Source organism: Ensifer sp. EB106-03-01-XG145 (assembly GCF_058792075.1).
In genome coordinates this window covers 89,058-106,449 of sequence record NZ_JBYTEC010000012.1, presented here as the reverse complement: position 1 = coordinate 106,449, position 17,392 = coordinate 89,058, and the positions used below count along the sequence as shown (strand labels likewise).

Genomic DNA, 17,392 nt, shown 5'->3' with positions numbered 1-17,392 from the left:
TGGATGCTGTTGGTCAGGGCATAGGATTATTCCGCTTCAGGCAAAGGCGCATTGACTTTTATCAAGTCGCACGCGCCACGGCCCTACCGTCGACCCGCCGCGCCACGAGATCGCCGAGCAGGCGCTGCCGACCGTGCTGATCGGCGTCGCCTCGGCCGGCATCCTGCGCCACCTCCTGGGCTGAGCGTCGGGCAAATCCGCGAAACCACTTGTTAAATCCCCCCGGCTAACATGAGCGACCGTGATGCCGGGGTTTTTGCGTTGCTGAACAATGATCTTCATTCCTCAATCCGCGCGGGAGAGCAGGATCGCCGTGACGGCCTGAAGCCCGGCAACCGGTTCCTGGGGCGTGTCGTCGCGTGCAGCGGCGCGCGCGCCACCATCGCTGCCGTCGCCGAAAACGGCGAAACGTCGCTGACCGAACTCTGGTCGGTCGGGCGACTGATCTCGATCTCCGTCGGCAGAAACCGCGTCGTGGCGCTGGTCTATTCCATGCAGACCGCCTCGGCCGAATGGGGCGAGGAAGCCAACAACACCTTCCGCATCGAAGTCGAACTGATGGGCGAGGTCCACAAGGGGGCCGATGGGCGCGAGGCGTTTTCCGCCGGCATCAGCCAATATCCCTATCTCGGCGCCATCGTGCACCGCATTCGCGCGGCCGACCTTGCCCGCATCTACGATTCCGGCCGCAACGACAGCTGCATCATCGGCAAGCTCACTCAGGATGAGAGCCTCGACGCGACGATCCACGTTCCCTCGATGCTCGCCAAGCACTTCGCCATCGTCGGCACGACCGGTGTCGGCAAATCGACCGCAGTCACGCTGCTGCTCAACAAGGCGATCGCCTCGGATCCGAAGCTGCGCGTGCTGATCCTCGACCCGCACAACGAGTTCGCCGCCGCCTTCCCGGAGCTTGCGGTCGTCATCGACACCGACACACTCGACCTGCCCTTCTGGTTCTTCCGCCTCGAGGAATTCGCCGAGGTGATCTTCCGCGGCCGCCCGGCGCCGCCGGACGAGCTCGACATGCTGCGCGACATCATTCCCGAAGCGAAGAAGGCTTTCCGGGGTGGCGAATCCGGCCTCATGCGGCGCCAGACGGAGAAAAGCTCGATCACCGCGGATACGCCGGTGCCCTACCGTATAGCAGACCTCTTGGCGCTGATCGACGAACGCATCGGCCGGCTTGAGGGGCGCAACGACAAGCCGCATCTGCGCTCGCTGAAGGTCAAGATCGTCTCGGCGATCAACGATCCGCGCTACCATTTCATGTTCTCCTCGAACACCATCACCGACACGATCCAGGACACGATCGCCAAGATCTTCCGCATTCCCGGCGATGGAAAGCCGATCGCCACCTTCGAACTTGCCGGCATTCCCTCGGAAGTCGTCAATTCCGTCGCTTCGGTGCTCTGCCGCATGGCTTTCGAAATCGGCCTGTGGAGCAATGGCGGCATTCACATGCTTGTCGTCTGCGAAGAGGCGCACCGCTACGTGCCGGCCGATCCCTCGCTCGGCTTCCTGCCGACCCGCCAGGCGATTGCCCGCATCGCCAAGGAGGGCCGCAAATACGGCGTCTCGCTCGGCGTCATCACCCAGCGCCCCGGCGAGCTCGACCCGACGATCCTTTCCCAGTGCTCGACGGTCTTTGCCATGCGGCTTGCCAACGACCGCGACCAGGAGATCATCCGTTCGGCCATCCCGAACTCCTCGACCTCGACCACCAGCTTCATCTCCTCGATCGGCAACGGCGAAGCGATCGCCTTCGGCGAGGCCGTCGCGGTGCCGATGCGCATGCGTTTCAACCGGATAGCCGAAGAGCGCCTGCCGCGCGCCCACGGCATCGTCGACCGGATCGACGAAGACGCACCGCCGACCGTCGACCTGCGCTCGATCGTCAGCCGCATGCGGGCGATCAACGGGCCGGATATTTCCGGCTTCCAGCAGAGCTACATTGCGGCAACGACCGGCAGCGAAGAGCAGCGCTGGGACAGCGAACTCGGCGCCACATCCGCAAGCGAGGCGGAGCATGGCTTCGCCGACGAGGCCCTCTCTGCCGAGCCCTACCGCCCGGACATGCTTCCACGCAGCACCATTTCCCCCAATCCCGAGCTGGAGCGCTTCAACCAGATCCGCCAACAGCTTCTGAACGAAAAGCCCGCGGCCGAGCAGCCCGCGCCTCGCTTCGCGGCGCCGCCGCCCACAGCACACGATTCGCCGCCCACCGCGGGCGATCGACCGCGCGAAGGGTCGCTCCGGGAAAGCCTGCTGAAGCGGCCGCTCGGCAGCATCATCCGCAAGACCTAGCGCAAATTCCCGTCGCTCCTTGCGCGACCCCTGGCCTTGCCAGGGAAATTGGGCCTCCGATAGAATACGGATCATGATTGTCTCGTGATCCGGGCGCTCATCCAAAGGTGCGGTCGCAAGGCTTCTGGAATGCCACGGAACCTTTGCAGCGCCCCGTCGTTGGTCTGCGCAATCCTGTAGCGCGAACAGACAGCGGATCTTCAAGCACTCAACGAAAACGAAGTCAGGAGGCCGCCATGGTCGCAAGCGTAACCCCTTTCTTGATGTTCCAGGATGGCGTCGCGGAGGCAGCCATGGCCTTCTACATCTCGCTCTTCCCGAATGCCGAGGTGCTGGAGATCGAACACTATGGCCCGGGCGAGCAGGGTCCTGAAGGCAGCATCAAGGTCGCGCTGTTCCGGCTCGGCGCACAGAGGGTCAAGTGCATCGACAGCCCGGTCAAACACGCCTTCGATTTTACCCCCTCCTTCTCCTTCTTCGTCGAATGCCAGAGCGAGGACGAGATCATCACGCTCGCGACCATGCTGGCCGAGGACGGTGCCGTGCTGATGCCACTCGACAACTACGGTTTCAGCCAGCGTTTCACCTGGGTCAACGACCGCTTCGGCGTTTCCTGGCAGCTGAATTTGGCGGCCTGAGCGCAATTCAGCCGAGCTGAGACTGACGAGTCAGCCCCTCAAATCGGCATAGTGCCACGATGCCTCAAGCCGGAGACGGGCCTCTTTGACGACGTCGGCGTAGTCTGCCCGAAAAGGTGCGACCAGTTGCTTTTCCAGATCTGCAAGCAACCCGTGCAGCACAGCGCATTCAGCGGTGCTTTCGAAGCACTCCGCGGCCGGCGTGGGAGCATCATTCTCCTCGCACCAACGGGAAAGAAGGTCGAAAAATACGAGGGCTTCATCGGGAGAAAGGCGGATTTCCGCGCTGTCGGGAAGTGATTCTGCTCGTTTTTCATGGTCGGGAGTTGGCCCCTCCGCTCGACAACACGGCCTCGGCGCTCTCGATCCGCCGCCAGCTCTCGTCGAGCTGATTGCGGAACCAGGTCATCTGGCGCTTGGCATATTGCCGCGTTGCCGCAGCACCCATCTCGATCACCTCGGCCTCGTCGAGTTCGCCCCTCAAGAGTGCCGCAATCTGGCTGACGCCGATCGCCTTCATGAGAGGCATTTCCGGCGGCAGGTCGAGCGAAAGCAGAGTCCGCACTTCGTCGATCGCGCCGCCCGAAAGCATCAACTCGAAACGGCGATTGATGCGGTCGTGCAGGAGCTTGCGCTCCGGCAGCACCACGTATTTCTCCGCCCGGTCCGGATCGACGATCATCGGGCCGTTCTGCTTTTGGAAGAAGCGGATCGGCTTGCCGGTCGCCTCCACCACTTCGAGCGCCCGGACGATCCGCTGGCCGTCGCCGACGTTCAAGGTCGCGGCCGTCTCCGGGTCCTTGGCCTCGAGCACGCGATGCAGGGCTTCGGGCCCTTCCGCCTTCAGCCGTTCGCGCAGCCGCTCGCGGATCGCGGCCGGGATTTCGGGCATGTCTGAGAGACCGCCGGTCAGCGCCTTGAAATAGAGCCCGGTGCCGCCGACGAAGACCGGCATCCGCACCTCCTGCTTGAGCCGCGCGACCAGCGCCTGCGCCTCACGCACCCAGGCGCCGGTGGAATAGGCAGCGGCTGCCGGCACATGGCCATAGAGACAGTGCTCCACGCCGCCCATATCCGCTTCGTCGGGCCGCGCCGTCAGCAATCGCAGCGTGTCATAGACCTGCATGCTGTCGGCATTGACGACCACGCCGCCGTGCCGGCGCGCCAGTTCGACCGCAAGCGCAGACTTGCCGCTGGCGGTCGGCCCGGTTATCAGGATCGCGTCGCTCTCGGTTTCAAGGTTATTGTCCATGGCTCTCGTTGCCACGCTTATCGCCAATCCGTCAAATCCTGTTCTGACGCCAGCACTCGCGGAAACCGCCGCCGATGCCGTCAAGGCGTCCGGCCTCTATTGGCTGGCCGATGGCGTCGCCTGCGATATCGCGCTCGCCGACGGCACCGATCCGGATGCGGCCGAAACCCTGCTGCGCGATGCAATCGGCGGCGCGCCGATCGATGTCGCCGTGCAGGACGCCGAGAGCCGCCGCAAGCGGCTTTTGATCGCCGACATGGATTCGACAATGATCGGCCAGGAATGTATCGACGAACTCGCCGCCGAAGTCGGCCTCAAGGACAAGGTGGCGGCCATCACAGCCCGCGCCATGAACGGCGAGATCGCCTTCGAGCCGGCGCTGATCGAGCGCGTCGCGCTTTTGAAGGGCCTGCCACTCAGCGTCGTCGACGAGGTGATCGCCAAACGCATCACTCTGACGCCGGGTGGACGCACCCTGATCGCGACGATGAAGAGCAAGGGGCATTACACCGCGCTCGTCTCCGGCGGCTTCACCGTCTTCACCGGACCGATCGCCGAGATGCTCGGCTTCGACGAGAACCGCGCCAACACGCTGATCGCCGAAGATGGCGTGCTGACCGGCGAGGTCGCCTCCCCCATCCTCGGCAAGCAGGCCAAGGTCGATGCCCTCATCGACATCGCCGGCCGCCTCGGCATCTCGACGGACGAAGCGCTTGCCGTCGGCGATGGTGCCAACGATCTCGGCATGATCCAGCTTGCCGGCACCGGCGTGGCGCTGCATGCCAAGCCCGTGGTCGCCGAACAGGCCAAGGTGCGCATCGACCACGGCGACCTGACCGCCCTTCTCTATCTCCAGGGCTATCGCAAGACGGATTTCGTCGGATGATCATCACCGAGACCGAGCGGCTGCGCATTCGGGCCTGGAAGGAAAGCGACCGCGATCTCTTCTTCGCCATCAACAGCGACCCCAAGGTCATGGAATTCTTCCCCTTCCGCCGCAACCGGGCGGAAGCCGACGCGCTCTTCGATCGTGTCGGTCGCGGCATCGCCGAGACCGGTCTGGGCTTCTTCGCGATAGCGCTGAAGGCCGACGACCGGCCGCTCGGCTTCTGCGGCCTCGCCTTGACCGACCTGGAGCCGCACCTGCCCAAGGGAACGGTCGAGATCGGCTGGCGACTGGCGCCGTCCTATTGGGGCAAGGGCTTTGTCACGGAAGCCGCCTCCGAACTCCTGCGCTACGCCTTCGAGGAAAAGGGGCTCGACGAGGTGGTCTCCTTCGCGATCGCCGCCAACAGCCGCTCGACGGCGGTGATGCAACGGCTCGGCATGCACCGCGACGCCAGCCGCGACTTCGACCACCCCCGCGTCCCCGCAGATCAGCCGGCATTGGTCCCCCACGTGCTCTACGCCATCAGCGCTGGGGAATGGCGAGAAGAGTGTTTGAAGCCGAGGAAGTAGCCCCATCGAAGGCAGCCCCTCACTGTCCTGCCGGACATCTCTCCCCGTCAGACGGGGAGAGAGTGGCTAGTAGCCAGCACGCAGCCCGCAACTGCTAGGCTAGAGCATGCCTAGGCTCTGCTGTTTCCCTCGACGAGGCGAATGGAATTGGCGAGCTTTCGGCATTCGTCGACATTGATTGAGGCAGCCATTTCGCGACTGGCGTTTCTCTCTCCCCGCTTGCGGGGAGAGATGTCCGGCAGGACAGTGAGGGGCACGCTGCAATTCGCAAAGCACACGTCACCGCTACCGCACACACCCCGGATAGCTCCGCTCGACCCAGTCGACAAACGCCCGCGCGGCATTGGAAAGCGCATCGAAGCGCCGCGCCACGAGAAAGAACGCGCCATAGGGCACAGATACCTCGAAAGGCTGGATCAACCGCCCGGCGATCACATCATCGCGCGCATGGTCGCGGTCGATCAGACCCGCGCCGCTGCCACGGAGCGTCGCCTGCAGCACCATCGAACCATCGGCAAAGATGGCGCCGCGCTCGAGCTTCACCGGCGCGGCACCGGCGGTCGCGAACCATTGTTCCCAGAGCTGCCGGTTGTCCTCATGCAGAAGCGCGTGCTGCAGCAGGTCGTCGGGGCGATCGAGCGGCCGCCCCGAGGCGGCCAGCGCCGGTGCGATCACCGGGATCATCTGCACGCGCGCCAGCAGCCGCGACTCGACCCGCGGCCAGCGATCGGTCGCAAGGCTGTGGCGGATGGCAATGTCGGCCTCGCCGCTGCGAAACTCGGAAAGCCGCGGATCGGCATCGATCACCAGGTCGATCTCCGGGTGCGCCTCCTGAAACTCCTGCAGATGCGGCACCAGCCAGCACCCGGCAAAGGAAGGCTCGGCGCTGACCTTCAGCGTCTGCGAGAGCCGCCGCCCCGAAAGCATATCGAGGCTCTCTCCGACCATGTCGAATGCCGACGTCAGCACGCCAAGCAGCACGCGGCCATCGGCGGTCAGCCGGACGCTGCGATGATGCCGCTCGAACAGCGGCCGGCCGATCAGGTCCTCGAGCTCGCGCACCTGACGGCTGATCGCCGCCTGCGAAACGAAAAGCTCGGCGGCGGCCAGCGTGAAGCTCTCCAGCCGTCCCGCCGCCTCGAAACTCCGCAGCGCCGTCAGGGGCAATCGTCCGCGCTTCATGCATAACCTCAAGTTATCCGAAGCCGACAGTAAACTCGTTTGAGGGACAGGGGCAAGTGCGGTGAAATAAAGATCAGAAAGGAGGTGCGGTCATGCTCGCGATCATCGACATCCTGTTCGAAGCCCTGCGGCTGATGACCTTCCAGCCGGCCCGCAGGAAGTCCTGCATGCACCCTCGAGCGGCAGAGAGTGGCGACTGTTAGTCTGCGGCGCTTCAACTCCGCACCCAGACCGAGGTTCCGGCAGCACGATCGTAAACGGGGTCCCGCTTTCGGATGACACTCACGGTAATCCAAGCAAACCATCCGACGAATATGAGCCCTGCGAGAATGTTGGCGCCGACGAAGAAAGGGTGGGTGAGCAGAACAAACGGGTCCCAGGCCCCACGTGCCACAGCGAGTTCAAATCCCAACGTCACCAGCATGCCGGGAACGACCGCAGCAAACATCACGGCGTAACGCAGCAAAGCCGAACGGACAGGTACGCCAACGGCGAAGGCATCCCGATGGCTCGCCGTTCTGATGGAAAGCAACTGCTTACCGAGCGTCGCGCCGCGGCGGCTTTCAAGCACCACGAGATACGCCAGGAATACAATAAAGCCGAAGAAATCGACGGGCCAGACGTCGCGTTGTTTCCCGTCTGGTCCCAGATAATAGGTTTGCGAAATCCGGGTCGTGGTCCCAGCTTCAACGGTAATCTTGCTGACCGTCAAAGTTCTTTTCAGGTCGAACCCAGCCAACGTAACCCGGCATTCAACGACGCTATTGTAATCGGCTGGTGGCGGTGGCGTAGGCGCTATCAGAAGATCACCGATATCTTCGCAAACCGTACTATGGAAACCAAAACTGGCCTGCACGGCTCCGCCGGTTAGCATGAACAGAATGACGACCACAGCCTGCATCGGCAGGGCGACAAGCATAAAGTCTATGAGGAATGCTATGGCTCGTCGCCAGAAGCCTGCGCGCGATACGACATTCTCAACGCTGTCCGTCATCAGATTCCCCCGGCGCAATGGGATCTGTTCGACCCCAGTTCGCTAGGTGTAAGGACAACCTTGCGGGGAAATCAATACCTGCCCTACCCGCGCCAGCCGCTTCGTCGCCATAATCGCATGCAACTCTGAAGGAAACGCGGACAACCGTACGCCCCTTTCTGGTCGCGGACGCAGGATGAGGGGCGCCCGCAAACCACGACCGGAAGAGATCTGAATCAAAAACTGAACAGGTGGATTCTATCTTCAAGCCTGTCCGCCGATCGCACTGAAAAGACTCGACAATCGGCGGCATGACCGCAGCAAAACACGCGGCGGCGGCTGGCCATCGTGGCGGGCTCGCCTACTCCACCCGCACCGTGACGAAGCGCAGTTCGCCGGTCTTGCTGGAGAGCATCAGGAGCGCGTTGCGGCGGCCGTTCGACTTCAGCTCCTCGACGCGATCGGCAACGTCGCCGGGCGTATCCATCGCCTCCTGGCCGACCTCGACGATCACGTCGCCTGGCTCGACACGGCGTTCCGCCGCCGCCGAATTCGGCGAGACCTCGGTGATGACAACGCCGTCCACGTCTTCGGCAATGCCGTATTTCTTCCGCGTCTCCTCGTTCAGCGTCGCAAGCTTCATGCCGAGCACGACATCGGTCGCGGGCAGCGGGGCTGCTTCGGGCTTGTCCGGCTTTTGCGTCTCGTCGTTGGTTGTCGCCGCCGGCGCGGCAGCGACCTCATCGCCATCTTCGAGGCGACCGAGCGTCACCTTGACCGTCTGCTCCTTGCCGTCACGGACGACCACCACGTCGACCGCCTTGCCGACAGGGCTTTCGGCAACGGCACGCGGCAGATCGCGCATCTCCGTGACGTCACGGCCGTCGAACTTGACGATGACGTCGCCGGCCTTGATCTCGCCATGGGCAATCGGCCCGCCCTCGATGATGCCGGAGACGAGCGCGCCATGCGGCGTCGCCATCTTCAGGCTCTCGGCGATATCGTCGGTCACCGGCTGGATACGGACGCCGAGCCAGCCGCGCCGGGTCTCGCCGAAATCCTTGAGCTGCAGCACGACGTTGGCGGCAAGCTCCGTCGGTACCGAGAAGCCGATGCCGATCGAGCCACCCGACGGCGAGATGATCGCGGTGTTGATGCCGATCACTTCGCCGGCCATGTTGAAGAGCGGCCCGCCGGAGTTGCCGCGGTTGATCGCCGCGTCCGTCTGGATGAAGTTGTCGTAGGGACCGGCATTGATGTTGCGGCCGCGCGCCGAGATGATGCCGACGGAAACCGAGCCGCCGAGGCCGAACGGATTGCCGATCGCCATCACCCAGTCACCGATGCGCATCTTGCGGGAATCACCGAAAGGCACCGCCTTCAGCGGCGTCTTCGGCTCCACCTTCAAGACCGCGAGATCGGTCTTGGTGTCCTTGCCGACGAGCTTGGCCTTGAGCTTGCTGCCATTGGCAAAGTTGATTTCGATATCGTCGGCGCCTTCGATCACGTGGTTGTTGGTGACGATGAAGCCGGTGGGATCAATGACGAAGCCGGAGCCGAGCGAATCAACGGTGCGCTGGCGGTTACCGCCCTGGCCACCCTGCCCTTTGAAGAACTCGTCGAAATAGGGCTGGTAGGGCGAGCCCTCCGGCACCTGCGGTGCCGGCGCATCGTCGTCGTTCTTGACCTTCTGGGAGGTCGCGATGTTGACGACCGCGTCCAGCAGCCCGGCGGCGAGATCGGCAACGGAAGCGGGACCGTTGGTCGGCGGGCGAATGGCCGTGTTCTGGGCGAGCGCCGTGCTGCTGAAGGCAAGCGCGCTTGTCAGCGCCAGAACGCCCAAGGTGGCGCCAAGCGAGTGAGCTCGGAATTTCGTTCGCGTGGACAAGTCGCTTAAGCTCCTCTGGCTGTTCGATGGTCGACCGCTTCTCTTGGCCGCCACCTCTCCTGCCTACGGCGCCGGGCGCCATAGCACTTTGATTCTTCGCACAATTTTGCGTCGACCGGAACCGGCAAGAGCGCCTATGCGGTAGGAACCGTCGACGCAATCCGCAAACCGCGCGACTTTCGATTTTCACCTGAAGATAAGGCGGAATTCGGAAGCGTCCACACACGATTTCCTGATCCCCGCGCAGAGGACTGCGAAAGGCTGGAAGGTACCGGCTGCGTCTTCTTGGAAGGAGGCGCGACGTGTCAGGTCGTCAGGTCGTGCCCGTGGTCTTTCAGGGCCTGCACCGCCTTGTCGAGATCGGAACCGGCGACGAAGACATAGTCGGTGCTGAAGGTCGAATTGGCGAAGACGCCGACGCCGGCGGCCGAAAGCGGCCTGAGCACGGACGAGAGCACGCCGGGAACGTCAAAGGCAAAGTGCTGTTCGACGCGGAAGCAGCGCCAGCCGAGCGAGCTCTGGACGCTGGAAGGCACGCGGGCGGCTCGGCAGACCAGCGTCATCTCCTCGCGGGAGCTCGACACCGTCCAGAAGCCCGGCCCCGGCAACCATTCCGGTATGCTGGAGCCGATAGTGAGGCGGGTGATCGCGTATTCGGCATCGACCAGCCGGATCAGCAGTTTATGTGGCATTTCGCATTATCCTCGAAGCAACCATACAAGTCCGACCCCGGCAGCCACGGAAAAGAGCCCCGCCAGTCGAAGCTGATGTTCGGGGACATACGGCAAACGCTTCGCCATTTCCACCAAAACCAAAGGGGCCAGTGCGTACACCAGCCCCTCGATGATCAGGAAGAAAGCGATTCCCGTCAGGAAATCTGACATCGCCCGCTTAGTTCCCGGTGGTTGCTGGCGGCGCCGCGGCAGCCGGTGCAGTGCCTTCGGAGTCGTTGAAGTAACGGAAGAATTCCGAATGCGGCGAAAGCACAAGCGTCGTGTCCGGGCTACCGATCGACTGGGTATAGGCCGCCATCGAGCGGTAGAATTCGAAGAACTTCGGATCGCGCGCAAAGGCGTCGGCAAAGGTCCTCGTCCGTTCGGCTTCGCCCTCACCGCGCAGAATTTCCGAATCGCGCTGCGCCTCGGCGACGATCTCGACGACCTGACGGTCGGCGATGGCGCGACGACGCTGGCCGGCTTCGTTACCGCGGGCGCGGATCAGTTCGGCTTCGGCCAGGCGCTCGGCCTTCATGCGGTCGAAGGTCTGCTGCGAGACTTCCTGCGTCAGGTCGGTGCGACGGATGCGAACGTCCTCGATGTTGAGGCCGAGCGATTCGGCATCGGTTTTGAGGTCGGCGCGAACTTCGCGCATCATCGATGCACGCTCGTCCGACAGTGCCGCTTCGAAGCCACGCAGACCGTAGACGCGGCGCAGCGATGCGTCGAGACGGGTGCGCAGACGTGCCTCGGCCGAATCGCGGTCGCCCGAAACGGTTTCGCGGAAGCGGCGGGGATCGGCGATCTTGTAGACGACGAAGGCATCGACTTCATAGAACTTGCCGCCCGAGACCTGGACGCGGATGTTGTCGAGGTCGAAGCGCAGCGCCTGGTCTTCGACATATTGCACGCGGTCGGCATCCATGAAGGCGAAGGGCAGCTTGAAGTAGAGGCCCGGCTCGGCCTTGACGTCCTGGATCTGACCGAAGCGGACGACGATCGCCTGCTGGCGTTCGTTGACCACGAAGATCGACGAATAGAGACCGACGAAGACGACGGCGAGCAGGATCAGGATGACTGAGGTACGATTGTTGATCACTGTGCTGCTCCCGCTGCTGCTGCTGCACCCGACTGGGCAGGCCGGCCAATTTCATTCAGCGGCAGATAGGGCAGAACGCCCTGCCCGTTCTTCTCGTCGATGATGACCTTCTTCGACTTGCCGAGAACGCCCTGCATCGTTTCGAGATAGAGACGTTTGCGGGTGACTTCGGGCGCCTTGGAATATTCGTCATAGACCGAGATAAAGCGTTGCGCCTCACCCTGTGATTCCTTGACGACGCGGTCCTTGTAGGCGGCCGCCTCTTCACGGATCTGCGCGCCCTGACCGCGGGCCTTGCCGAGCACCTGGTTGGCGTACTGGTTGGCTTCTTCGACGAAGCGGTCTTCGTCCTGTTCGGCACGCTGCACTTCGTCGAAGGCGTCGGCCACTTCGCGCGGCGGCGCCGCATCCTCGATCGCGACGGTGTTGACGGAGACGCCGGCACCATAGGTGTCCATCGTCGCCTGGATCGTGCTCTTCACGTCGGCGGCGATTGCCTGACGGTTGTCGCGGAAGATGTCCTGGGCCGGACGGCGGCCGACGACTTCGCGCATGGCGCTTTCTGCGACCCGCTGCAGCGTGTCGGACGGGTTCTCGACGTTGAACAGATAGGCCTTCGGGTCGGTGACCGAGTAGAGCACCGAGAACTGCACGTTGACGATGTTCTGGTCGCCGGAGAGCATCAGGCCCGAATTGGACTGACCACCAGTGCGCCCGCCAATGTTTTGCTGCTGCTCCGTCACCTTGACGATCTCGACCGTTTCGAGCGGCCAGAAGTGATAGTGCAGGCCCGGCATCGAAATTTCTTCCTTCGGCTTGCCGAAGCGCATTTCGACGCCGCGCTCGTCTGGCTGCACCGTGTAGATCGAATTGATCAGGATGAAGCCGACGATCAGCAGGCCGACGATGGCGAAGACACCGCCGTTGAAACCGCCGGGAACGACATTCTTAAGCTGGTCCTGACCACGGCGAATGATCTCTTCCAGATCCGGCGGGCCACCCTTGCCGCCACGCGGCCGATTGGGCCCCTGGCCCCATGGGCCCTGATTGCCGCCGCCGCCGCCGCCCCATGGGCCGCCGCCGCCATTCTGATTGCTCCAGGGCATCAAAACCTCTCTATTGACACTTCCCACGCCAAACGGCCGCGCCACCGCGCGGTCGTTTACGATGTGAAACCGTTATAGGTATCACCCGCACCGCTTTCAACGCGATAGGCCCGAGTTCACCGTAAATGGTTCAAAATAGTTGACGATCCGGCGCGTCAGGCTGTCGCACGCCGCTTCCAGGTAACGAAATGCATGGCATGACTGTCCTTTTCGCCCTGCGGCAGGTCCTCTTCGAACACCTTCTCGAAGACTTGCGCGTCGATATCAGGAAAGCGCGTGTCACCGTCGACCTCGGCCTGGACCTCGGTCACATGCAGGATATCCGCCATGCCGATCGACTGGCGATAGATCTCGCCGCCGCCGATAACGCAAATCTCATCGACGCCCGCCGCCTGAGCCTCGCGGTTCGCGACCGCGATCGCGGCATCGAGCGATGGCACGACATCAGCGCCTTCGGCGACAAAATCCGTGTTGCGGGTGATGACGATATTGGCTCGGCCAGGCAGCGGACGGTTCAGCGAAGCCCAGGTCTTGCGCCCCATGATCACCGGCTTGCCGATCGTCAGCGCCTTGAAGCGCTTGAGGTCAGTCGAAAGCCGCCAGGGCAGATCGCCGTCTCGCCCGATGACGCCGTTGGCGGCAACGGCGACGACGATCGATATCTTCGGATGGATGCTCTTCGTTTCAGTCATGGAACCCGTTCGGTTTGCTGTCGATTTCCCTTGCCCGGTCGTAGGCCGCCCGGTCCGTCACCAGGCGGATGTAGCGGTCGACCACCGTGCTTTCCGGCAGGATCTTGCGCATCCATTGCAGCGCGCTTGCGAGCAGCAGGTCGGCCGCACTCATCGTTTCGCCGAGCAGATAGGTCCGGCGGGTGAGCACGTCGATCACATGAGCGCACATTTCGTTGTAGAGCCGCGCCTGCGCCGGATTGTTGATGGTCGCACCGGAGATATGGGCGAGCGCTGTCGGCTCGATCACCCCGGCATAATAGGCGAGCCAGGAGAGATAGGCGCCGCGCTCCTTGTGACCGGGCGGCCGACCGAGGCTGCAATCGGGATGGAGGTCGGTCAGATATTGCACGACCGCCGCCGATTCCCAGATCACTGCGCCGTTGTGAATGAGCGCCGGCACCTGCTTGTGCGGATGCGGATTGTTATCGTCCGGCGCGCCGGAGCCATCCCAGCGGCGGATCGAGACGTAGCGGATCTCGTATTCGGCACCCAGTTCCTCAAGCAGCCAGACGATGCGCGACGACCGCGACAGGGGCGCATGGATCAGTGTGAGCATCATACCTCCCTTGAGGGCCAGCCCTCCCCGGCCACTCTCCGCTGCAGCCCTCGCCAATCGGCTCCATGGCCACGCCCGTATTGTCATGCATGGCAGCGAGGCCCACCCGCACACGCCGGGTCGTCGCTGGCGCGCAGGCGGGTCCGCCCCGCCCAGGTGCCTTAGACCGCGATCGGCGCCTTGATCGTTGAATCAGCTTCGTAGCCGACGAGCGTAAAGTCTTCGAAGCAGAAAGAAAACAGGTCCTTCACGTCAGGATTGATTTCCATCCGCGGCAACGCCTTCGGCGTGCGGGTCAGCTGCAGCCGGGCCTGTTCGAAATGGTTGTGGTAGATATGCGCATCGCCGAGCGTGTGCACGAAATCGCCGAGCTTCAGGCCGGTCACCTGCGCCACCATCATCGTCAAAAGCGCGTAGGACGCGATGTTGAACGGCACGCCGAGGAAGATGTCGGCGGAACGCTGGTAGAGCTGACAGGAGAGCTTGCCGTCAGCCACGTAGAACTGGAACAGGCAGTGGCATGGCGGCAGCGCCATCTCGTCTACCAGTGCCGGGTTCCAGGCCGAAACGATGTGGCGGCGCGAGTTCGGGTTGGTCTTGAGGCTCTCGACGAGGCCTTCGATCTGGTCGATGTGACGCCCATCCGGCGCCGGCCAGGAGCGCCACTGATAACCGTAGACCGGGCCGAGATCGCCGTTTTCGTCGGCCCATTCGTCCCAGATGGTGACGCCGTTTTCCTTGAGGTAGCGAACGTTGGTATCGCCCTTCAGGAACCAGAGCAGTTCATGGATGATCGAGCGCAGATGCAGCTTCTTTGTCGTCAGCACCGGGAAACCTTCGGCGAGGTCGAAGCGCATCTGGTGGCCGAAGACCGAGCGCGTGCCCGTACCCGTCCGGTCGCCCCGGTCGGTTCCGTTGGTCATCACATGGTCGAGAAGGTCGAGATATTGCTGCATGGTCTGGCGCCGCCGATTCGTATTGCCCTGAATTTAGGACGAAGCCGGCGGCGAACCAATGACCTCCGGGCGATTATCCCGGATAATTCGGCTGCCTTAGAGCGGGATGAGGAAAAGTGCACGCGCTTTTCCTCATCCCGCTCTAACTATGAGAGGCGATCACGTTTATGGTTTTGGGTCGATCGACCCAAAACCATCGTGATCTACAGCGCTTGCAGCTTCCCGAGGTTTTTCGCCACCAGGTAATAGAAGGTAACGCGCGACTTGGAGCGATCGGCGGACATCTCCTTGACCGTGGCGGCGATCGCCGTATCCGCATCGCCGCCGCTGATGCCGAGCTTCTTCTCGCACCATTTCTCCTTGACCCGCTCGAGCTCCTTCGGATCGGTCGCCGACACGAGCGAAGAATCCTTGTTGCGAAGCGCAATCCCAAGGTGACGCACGATCTTGTTCACGATCGCCTCGTCGGCGCCGCTGTCGTATTTCTGCACATCTGCGAGGTAGTCCGTCATGAGGCCTCCAGGTTGCTTTGTTTCTCGAAACTGCGGCCGGACAATGCCTGCCGCATGCAGCAGCGGGAGTTTTTCATGGATGCCGGTCAAGTCAAGGCGGTTCGGGGCCGGCACAGTCCGGGACAAAGTCATATATCCGACACATCCCCCTTTTCTTGGAGACAGGAAAGACCTATATGAACGGTGCCGTCTTCGGGCGGCTATGGCAATAAACGGGCGATGAAATAAACCCATTGGACCCGGGGGCGGTACCCGGCGCCTCCACCAAAAACCGATCTCCTGAGGATCGGCTTTTGATGGGGGCGAAATAGGATCGACAAGGGCGTAAAGATCGACTTTTTGCTCGGCATTGTACCACCGTTATCGGGCTAAACTTATAGTTGCAAACGACAACTATGCTGAAGCACGTCTCGCTGCTTAATCGCGGTGCGACACTTCAAATCAAGTCCTTCCGGGTAGCACCGTAAGGCGGGGTCCGAAGGCACCTGGCAACAGAAGCCTTCACCTTCTCCCCCGCCTCGAAATGGTCTATAGATGCTCAAATAATTGACTCGTCCCTTGTGGATGGGCAATGAAGCGTGACGGCGGCTAGCCGGCAGCAAGCAGTAAGATTGAGTTCGAGGAAAGACGGGACACTCATGGGCCAGGACCACATCCGCTACGACATTCTGGCACAGGACGCGCTCCGCAGCGTCATCCGCAAGGTCCTGACCGAAGTCGCCACGACAGGCCATCTGCCCGGCGAACACCACTTCTTCATCACCTTCCTGACCGGCGCGCCGGGCGTGCGCATCTCGCAGCACCTCAAGGCGAAGTATCCCGAGCAGATGACCATCGTCGTCCAGCACCAGTTCTGGGAGCTGAAGGTCACTGACGTCGGCTTCGAGATCGGCCTTTCCTTCTCCGACACGCCGGAACGCCTGGTAATCCCGTTCAACGCCATCCGCGGCTTCTACGACCCCTCGGTCAATTTCGAGCTGGAGTTCGATGTCGCCGCCGGCGAGGAGGAAGAAGTGGAATCGGCCGAAATCACCGCCTATCCGGTCCCGGAAGAAAACGGCGAAGCCACGGCCAAGGAAGACAAGCCGACCGAACCGAAGAACGGCGGCGGCTCCGTCGTTTCGCTCGATTCCTTCCGCAAGAAGAACTGATCACCACCGGCTGCAAGCTCCCCCTGGTCGCAGCCGATCGGGGGACCGGGATCATGCAGCCACGCGAAGTGCTACAGCGACCTTTGCGCATTGAAGACGCGTGAGCGCTGAAGGAGCATCGGATCATGACCGGCGACGTCGTCAATCTGCGCCAGTTCCGCAAGCGCCAGCAGCGCACGGAAAAGGAAAAACAGGCCGAACAGAACCGCATCTCCTTTGGCCGCACCAAGGCTGAAAAATCCCTGACAAAGGCGCTGAACGACAAGGCGGAGACCCGCCTTGACCAGGGCCGCCTCGAGCGGCCGGCCAAGGACGAAGGCGGCGACAGCAAGGACTGAGCCGCCCTTCCCGAAGAAAAGGATTCCGGAGCAAGGACTTGCGACCGCTTTCCGAATCGAATTGCCAAGCAGTTGAATCGATCCCGCAGCCCGCGTGCGGCAACTTTCCGCCGCAGCACGCTCCAACTTATTACAATCGATCCCGTTTACGGGGCGATCCGCCCCAAAGTCATTTTGATCCAGAGACCGGACAATGATCCGTAAGCACTCCGCGACCCTGCACGGCCACCGCACCAGCTTCTCGCTCGAAGACGCGTTCTGGCAGGAACTGAAGGCGATCGCCGAGACAAGGGCGATGCCGCTCGCGCAACTCATCGCCGAAATCGACGACCAGCGCACGCCCGATAGCAACCTTTCCTCGGCGCTACGGGTCTACGTGCTGGAATGGCTGAAATCGAAACTTGCGCTGCCGTCGCCTGACGCGAACTGACGCGCAACCCATTGCGCCAACAACAAGAAATCACCTACAGCGGCGGGGGGGGGGGGGGGGGGGGGGGGGGTGGGGGGGGGGGGGGGGGGGTGGTTT

The 17,392-nt window shown here is 62.7% G+C and carries 19 protein-coding genes and 1 other RNA gene; 8 read left to right on the top strand and 12 right to left on the bottom strand.

Going from position 1 to position 17,392, the window contains the following annotated elements; genetic code table 11:
* Window positions 1-231 precede the first annotated feature (231 nt).
* Window positions 232-2,307 (top strand): ATP-binding protein, encoded by a 2,076-nt coding sequence (locus AC3WWH_RS24775; protein WP_113398934.1) that lies wholly within the window; start codon window positions 232-234, stop codon window positions 2,305-2,307.
* A gap of 236 nt (window positions 2,308-2,543) precedes the next feature.
* A complete protein-coding gene (locus tag AC3WWH_RS24770; RefSeq protein WP_058321278.1) occupies window positions 2,544-2,945 on the top strand; it encodes a VOC family protein in 402 nt (133 codons plus the stop codon).
* Between the two features lie 313 nt (window positions 2,946-3,258).
* Here the strand turns inward: AC3WWH_RS24770 and miaA are convergent, their stop codons facing one another.
* Window positions 3,259-4,197, bottom strand: coding sequence for a tRNA (adenosine(37)-N6)-dimethylallyltransferase MiaA (gene miaA, locus AC3WWH_RS24765; RefSeq protein ID WP_058321277.1), 939 nt, complete (start codon window positions 4,195-4,197; stop codon window positions 3,259-3,261).
* On the opposite strand from miaA, the gene serB reads away from it, so the two are divergent.
* Both serB and AC3WWH_RS24755 read left to right on the top strand, forming a co-directional pair.
* Complete coding sequence (serB, locus tag AC3WWH_RS24760; RefSeq protein WP_057253586.1) at window positions 4,196-5,083, top strand: phosphoserine phosphatase SerB; 888 nt, start codon at window positions 4,196-4,198, stop codon at window positions 5,081-5,083. The two genes, miaA and serB, sit on opposite strands and share 2 nt — an antisense overlap.
* Entirely contained in the window at window positions 5,080-5,655 is a 576-nt protein-coding gene (locus AC3WWH_RS24755; RefSeq protein WP_058321276.1) for a GNAT family N-acetyltransferase, read from the top strand. Before serB ends, AC3WWH_RS24755 begins: the two co-directional genes overlap by 4 nt.
* Before the next feature lie 285 nt (window positions 5,656-5,940).
* Here the strand turns inward: AC3WWH_RS24755 and AC3WWH_RS24750 are convergent, their stop codons facing one another.
* The 11 genes from AC3WWH_RS24750 to AC3WWH_RS24700 all read right to left on the bottom strand — a co-directional run bounded on the left by AC3WWH_RS24750 (window position 5,941) and on the right by AC3WWH_RS24700 (window position 15,377).
* Entirely contained in the window at window positions 5,941-6,837 is an 897-nt protein-coding gene (locus tag AC3WWH_RS24750) for a LysR substrate-binding domain-containing protein (protein ID WP_113398935.1), read from the bottom strand.
* Window positions 6,838-7,051: 214 nt separating this feature from the next.
* Window positions 7,052-7,831: an RDD family protein gene (locus tag AC3WWH_RS24745; protein WP_058321275.1), complete on the bottom strand. Its 780-nt coding sequence runs from the start codon at window positions 7,829-7,831 to the stop codon at window positions 7,052-7,054.
* A gap of 340 nt (window positions 7,832-8,171) precedes the next feature.
* Window positions 8,172-9,653 carry a DegQ family serine endoprotease gene (locus AC3WWH_RS24740; protein WP_057253578.1) on the bottom strand — a complete coding sequence of 494 codons (1,482 nt, stop codon included), beginning with the start codon at window positions 9,651-9,653 and terminating at the stop codon, window positions 8,172-8,174.
* Window positions 9,654-10,003: 350 nt separating this feature from the next.
* A complete protein-coding gene (locus AC3WWH_RS24735; RefSeq protein WP_057253576.1) occupies window positions 10,004-10,390 on the bottom strand; it encodes an ACT domain-containing protein in 387 nt (128 codons plus the stop codon).
* 6 nt (window positions 10,391-10,396) lie between these two features.
* On the bottom strand, window positions 10,397-10,582 hold the full coding sequence (locus AC3WWH_RS24730; protein ID WP_057253574.1) for a DUF2065 domain-containing protein: 186 nt from the start codon (window positions 10,580-10,582) through the stop codon (window positions 10,397-10,399).
* A 7-nt stretch (window positions 10,583-10,589) separates the two neighbouring features.
* On the bottom strand, window positions 10,590-11,513 hold the full coding sequence (gene hflC / locus AC3WWH_RS24725) for a protease modulator HflC (RefSeq protein WP_057253572.1): 924 nt from the start codon (window positions 11,511-11,513) through the stop codon (window positions 10,590-10,592).
* The gene (gene hflK, locus AC3WWH_RS24720; protein ID WP_058321274.1) at window positions 11,510-12,619 is read right to left on the bottom strand and encodes an FtsH protease activity modulator HflK; all 1,110 of its coding nucleotides are present in this window, start codon (window positions 12,617-12,619) and stop codon (window positions 11,510-11,512) included. Before hflK ends, hflC begins: the two co-directional genes overlap by 4 nt.
* A 155-nt stretch (window positions 12,620-12,774) precedes the next feature.
* A complete protein-coding gene (locus AC3WWH_RS24715; protein WP_057253568.1) occupies window positions 12,775-13,311 on the bottom strand; it encodes a dihydrofolate reductase in 537 nt (178 codons plus the stop codon).
* Entirely contained in the window at window positions 13,304-13,909 is a 606-nt protein-coding gene (locus tag AC3WWH_RS24710) for a glutathione S-transferase (protein ID WP_058321315.1), read from the bottom strand. The genes AC3WWH_RS24715 and AC3WWH_RS24710 overlap by 8 nt, the downstream gene beginning before the upstream one ends.
* 161 nt (window positions 13,910-14,070) lie before the next feature.
* Window positions 14,071-14,865, bottom strand: coding sequence for a thymidylate synthase (locus AC3WWH_RS24705; protein ID WP_057253566.1), 795 nt, complete (start codon window positions 14,863-14,865; stop codon window positions 14,071-14,073).
* A gap of 203 nt (window positions 14,866-15,068) precedes the next feature.
* Window positions 15,069-15,377 (bottom strand): DUF2853 family protein, encoded by a 309-nt coding sequence (locus AC3WWH_RS24700; RefSeq protein ID WP_057253564.1) that lies wholly within the window; start codon window positions 15,375-15,377, stop codon window positions 15,069-15,071.
* A 146-nt stretch (window positions 15,378-15,523) separates the two neighbouring features.
* On the opposite strand from AC3WWH_RS24700, the gene ssrA reads away from it, so the two are divergent.
* The 4 genes from ssrA to AC3WWH_RS24680 all read left to right on the top strand — a co-directional run bounded on the left by ssrA (window position 15,524) and on the right by AC3WWH_RS24680 (window position 17,296).
* Window positions 15,524-15,883, top strand: a transfer-messenger RNA (tmRNA) gene (ssrA, locus tag AC3WWH_RS24695).
* Window positions 15,884-16,015: 132 nt separating this feature from the next.
* A complete protein-coding gene (locus AC3WWH_RS24690; protein WP_057253562.1) occupies window positions 16,016-16,528 on the top strand; it encodes an SspB family protein in 513 nt (170 codons plus the stop codon).
* Window positions 16,529-16,653: 125 nt separating this feature from the next.
* A complete protein-coding gene (locus tag AC3WWH_RS24685; RefSeq protein ID WP_058321273.1) occupies window positions 16,654-16,866 on the top strand; it encodes a DUF4169 family protein in 213 nt (70 codons plus the stop codon).
* A 193-nt stretch (window positions 16,867-17,059) separates the two neighbouring features.
* Window positions 17,060-17,296 (top strand): ribbon-helix-helix domain-containing protein, encoded by a 237-nt coding sequence (locus tag AC3WWH_RS24680; protein WP_057253558.1) that lies wholly within the window; start codon window positions 17,060-17,062, stop codon window positions 17,294-17,296.
* Window positions 17,297-17,392: the final 96 nt, after the last annotated feature.

Coding starts and splice junctions, on each gene's coding strand:
- hflK (WP_058321274.1), bottom strand. CDS start 12,619: ATGCCCTGGAGCAATCAGAATGGCGGCGGCGGCCCATGGGGCGGCGGC.
- AC3WWH_RS24745 (WP_058321275.1), bottom strand. CDS start 7,831: ATGACGGACAGCGTTGAGAATGTCGTATCGCGCGCAGGCTTCTGGCGA.
- AC3WWH_RS24685 (WP_058321273.1), top strand. CDS start 16,654: ATGACCGGCGACGTCGTCAATCTGCGCCAGTTCCGCAAGCGCCAGCAG.
- AC3WWH_RS24715 (WP_057253568.1), bottom strand. CDS start 13,311: ATGACTGAAACGAAGAGCATCCATCCGAAGATATCGATCGTCGTCGCC.
- miaA (WP_058321277.1), bottom strand. CDS start 4,197: ATGGACAATAACCTTGAAACCGAGAGCGACGCGATCCTGATAACCGGG.
- AC3WWH_RS24710 (WP_058321315.1), bottom strand. CDS start 13,909: ATGCTCACACTGATCCATGCGCCCCTGTCGCGGTCGTCGCGCATCGTC.
- AC3WWH_RS24690 (WP_057253562.1), top strand. CDS start 16,016: ATGGGCCAGGACCACATCCGCTACGACATTCTGGCACAGGACGCGCTC.
- AC3WWH_RS24680 (WP_057253558.1), top strand. CDS start 17,060: ATGATCCGTAAGCACTCCGCGACCCTGCACGGCCACCGCACCAGCTTC.
- AC3WWH_RS24770 (WP_058321278.1), top strand. CDS start 2,544: ATGGTCGCAAGCGTAACCCCTTTCTTGATGTTCCAGGATGGCGTCGCG.
- AC3WWH_RS24750 (WP_113398935.1), bottom strand. CDS start 6,837: ATGAAGCGCGGACGATTGCCCCTGACGGCGCTGCGGAGTTTCGAGGCG.
- AC3WWH_RS24700 (WP_057253564.1), bottom strand. CDS start 15,377: ATGACGGACTACCTCGCAGATGTGCAGAAATACGACAGCGGCGCCGAC.
- AC3WWH_RS24755 (WP_058321276.1), top strand. CDS start 5,080: ATGATCATCACCGAGACCGAGCGGCTGCGCATTCGGGCCTGGAAGGAA.
- AC3WWH_RS24730 (WP_057253574.1), bottom strand. CDS start 10,582: ATGTCAGATTTCCTGACGGGAATCGCTTTCTTCCTGATCATCGAGGGG.
- AC3WWH_RS24775 (WP_113398934.1), top strand. CDS start 232: ATGAGCGACCGTGATGCCGGGGTTTTTGCGTTGCTGAACAATGATCTT.
- serB (WP_057253586.1), top strand. CDS start 4,196: ATGGCTCTCGTTGCCACGCTTATCGCCAATCCGTCAAATCCTGTTCTG.
- AC3WWH_RS24735 (WP_057253576.1), bottom strand. CDS start 10,390: ATGCCACATAAACTGCTGATCCGGCTGGTCGATGCCGAATACGCGATC.
- AC3WWH_RS24705 (WP_057253566.1), bottom strand. CDS start 14,865: ATGCAGCAATATCTCGACCTTCTCGACCATGTGATGACCAACGGAACC.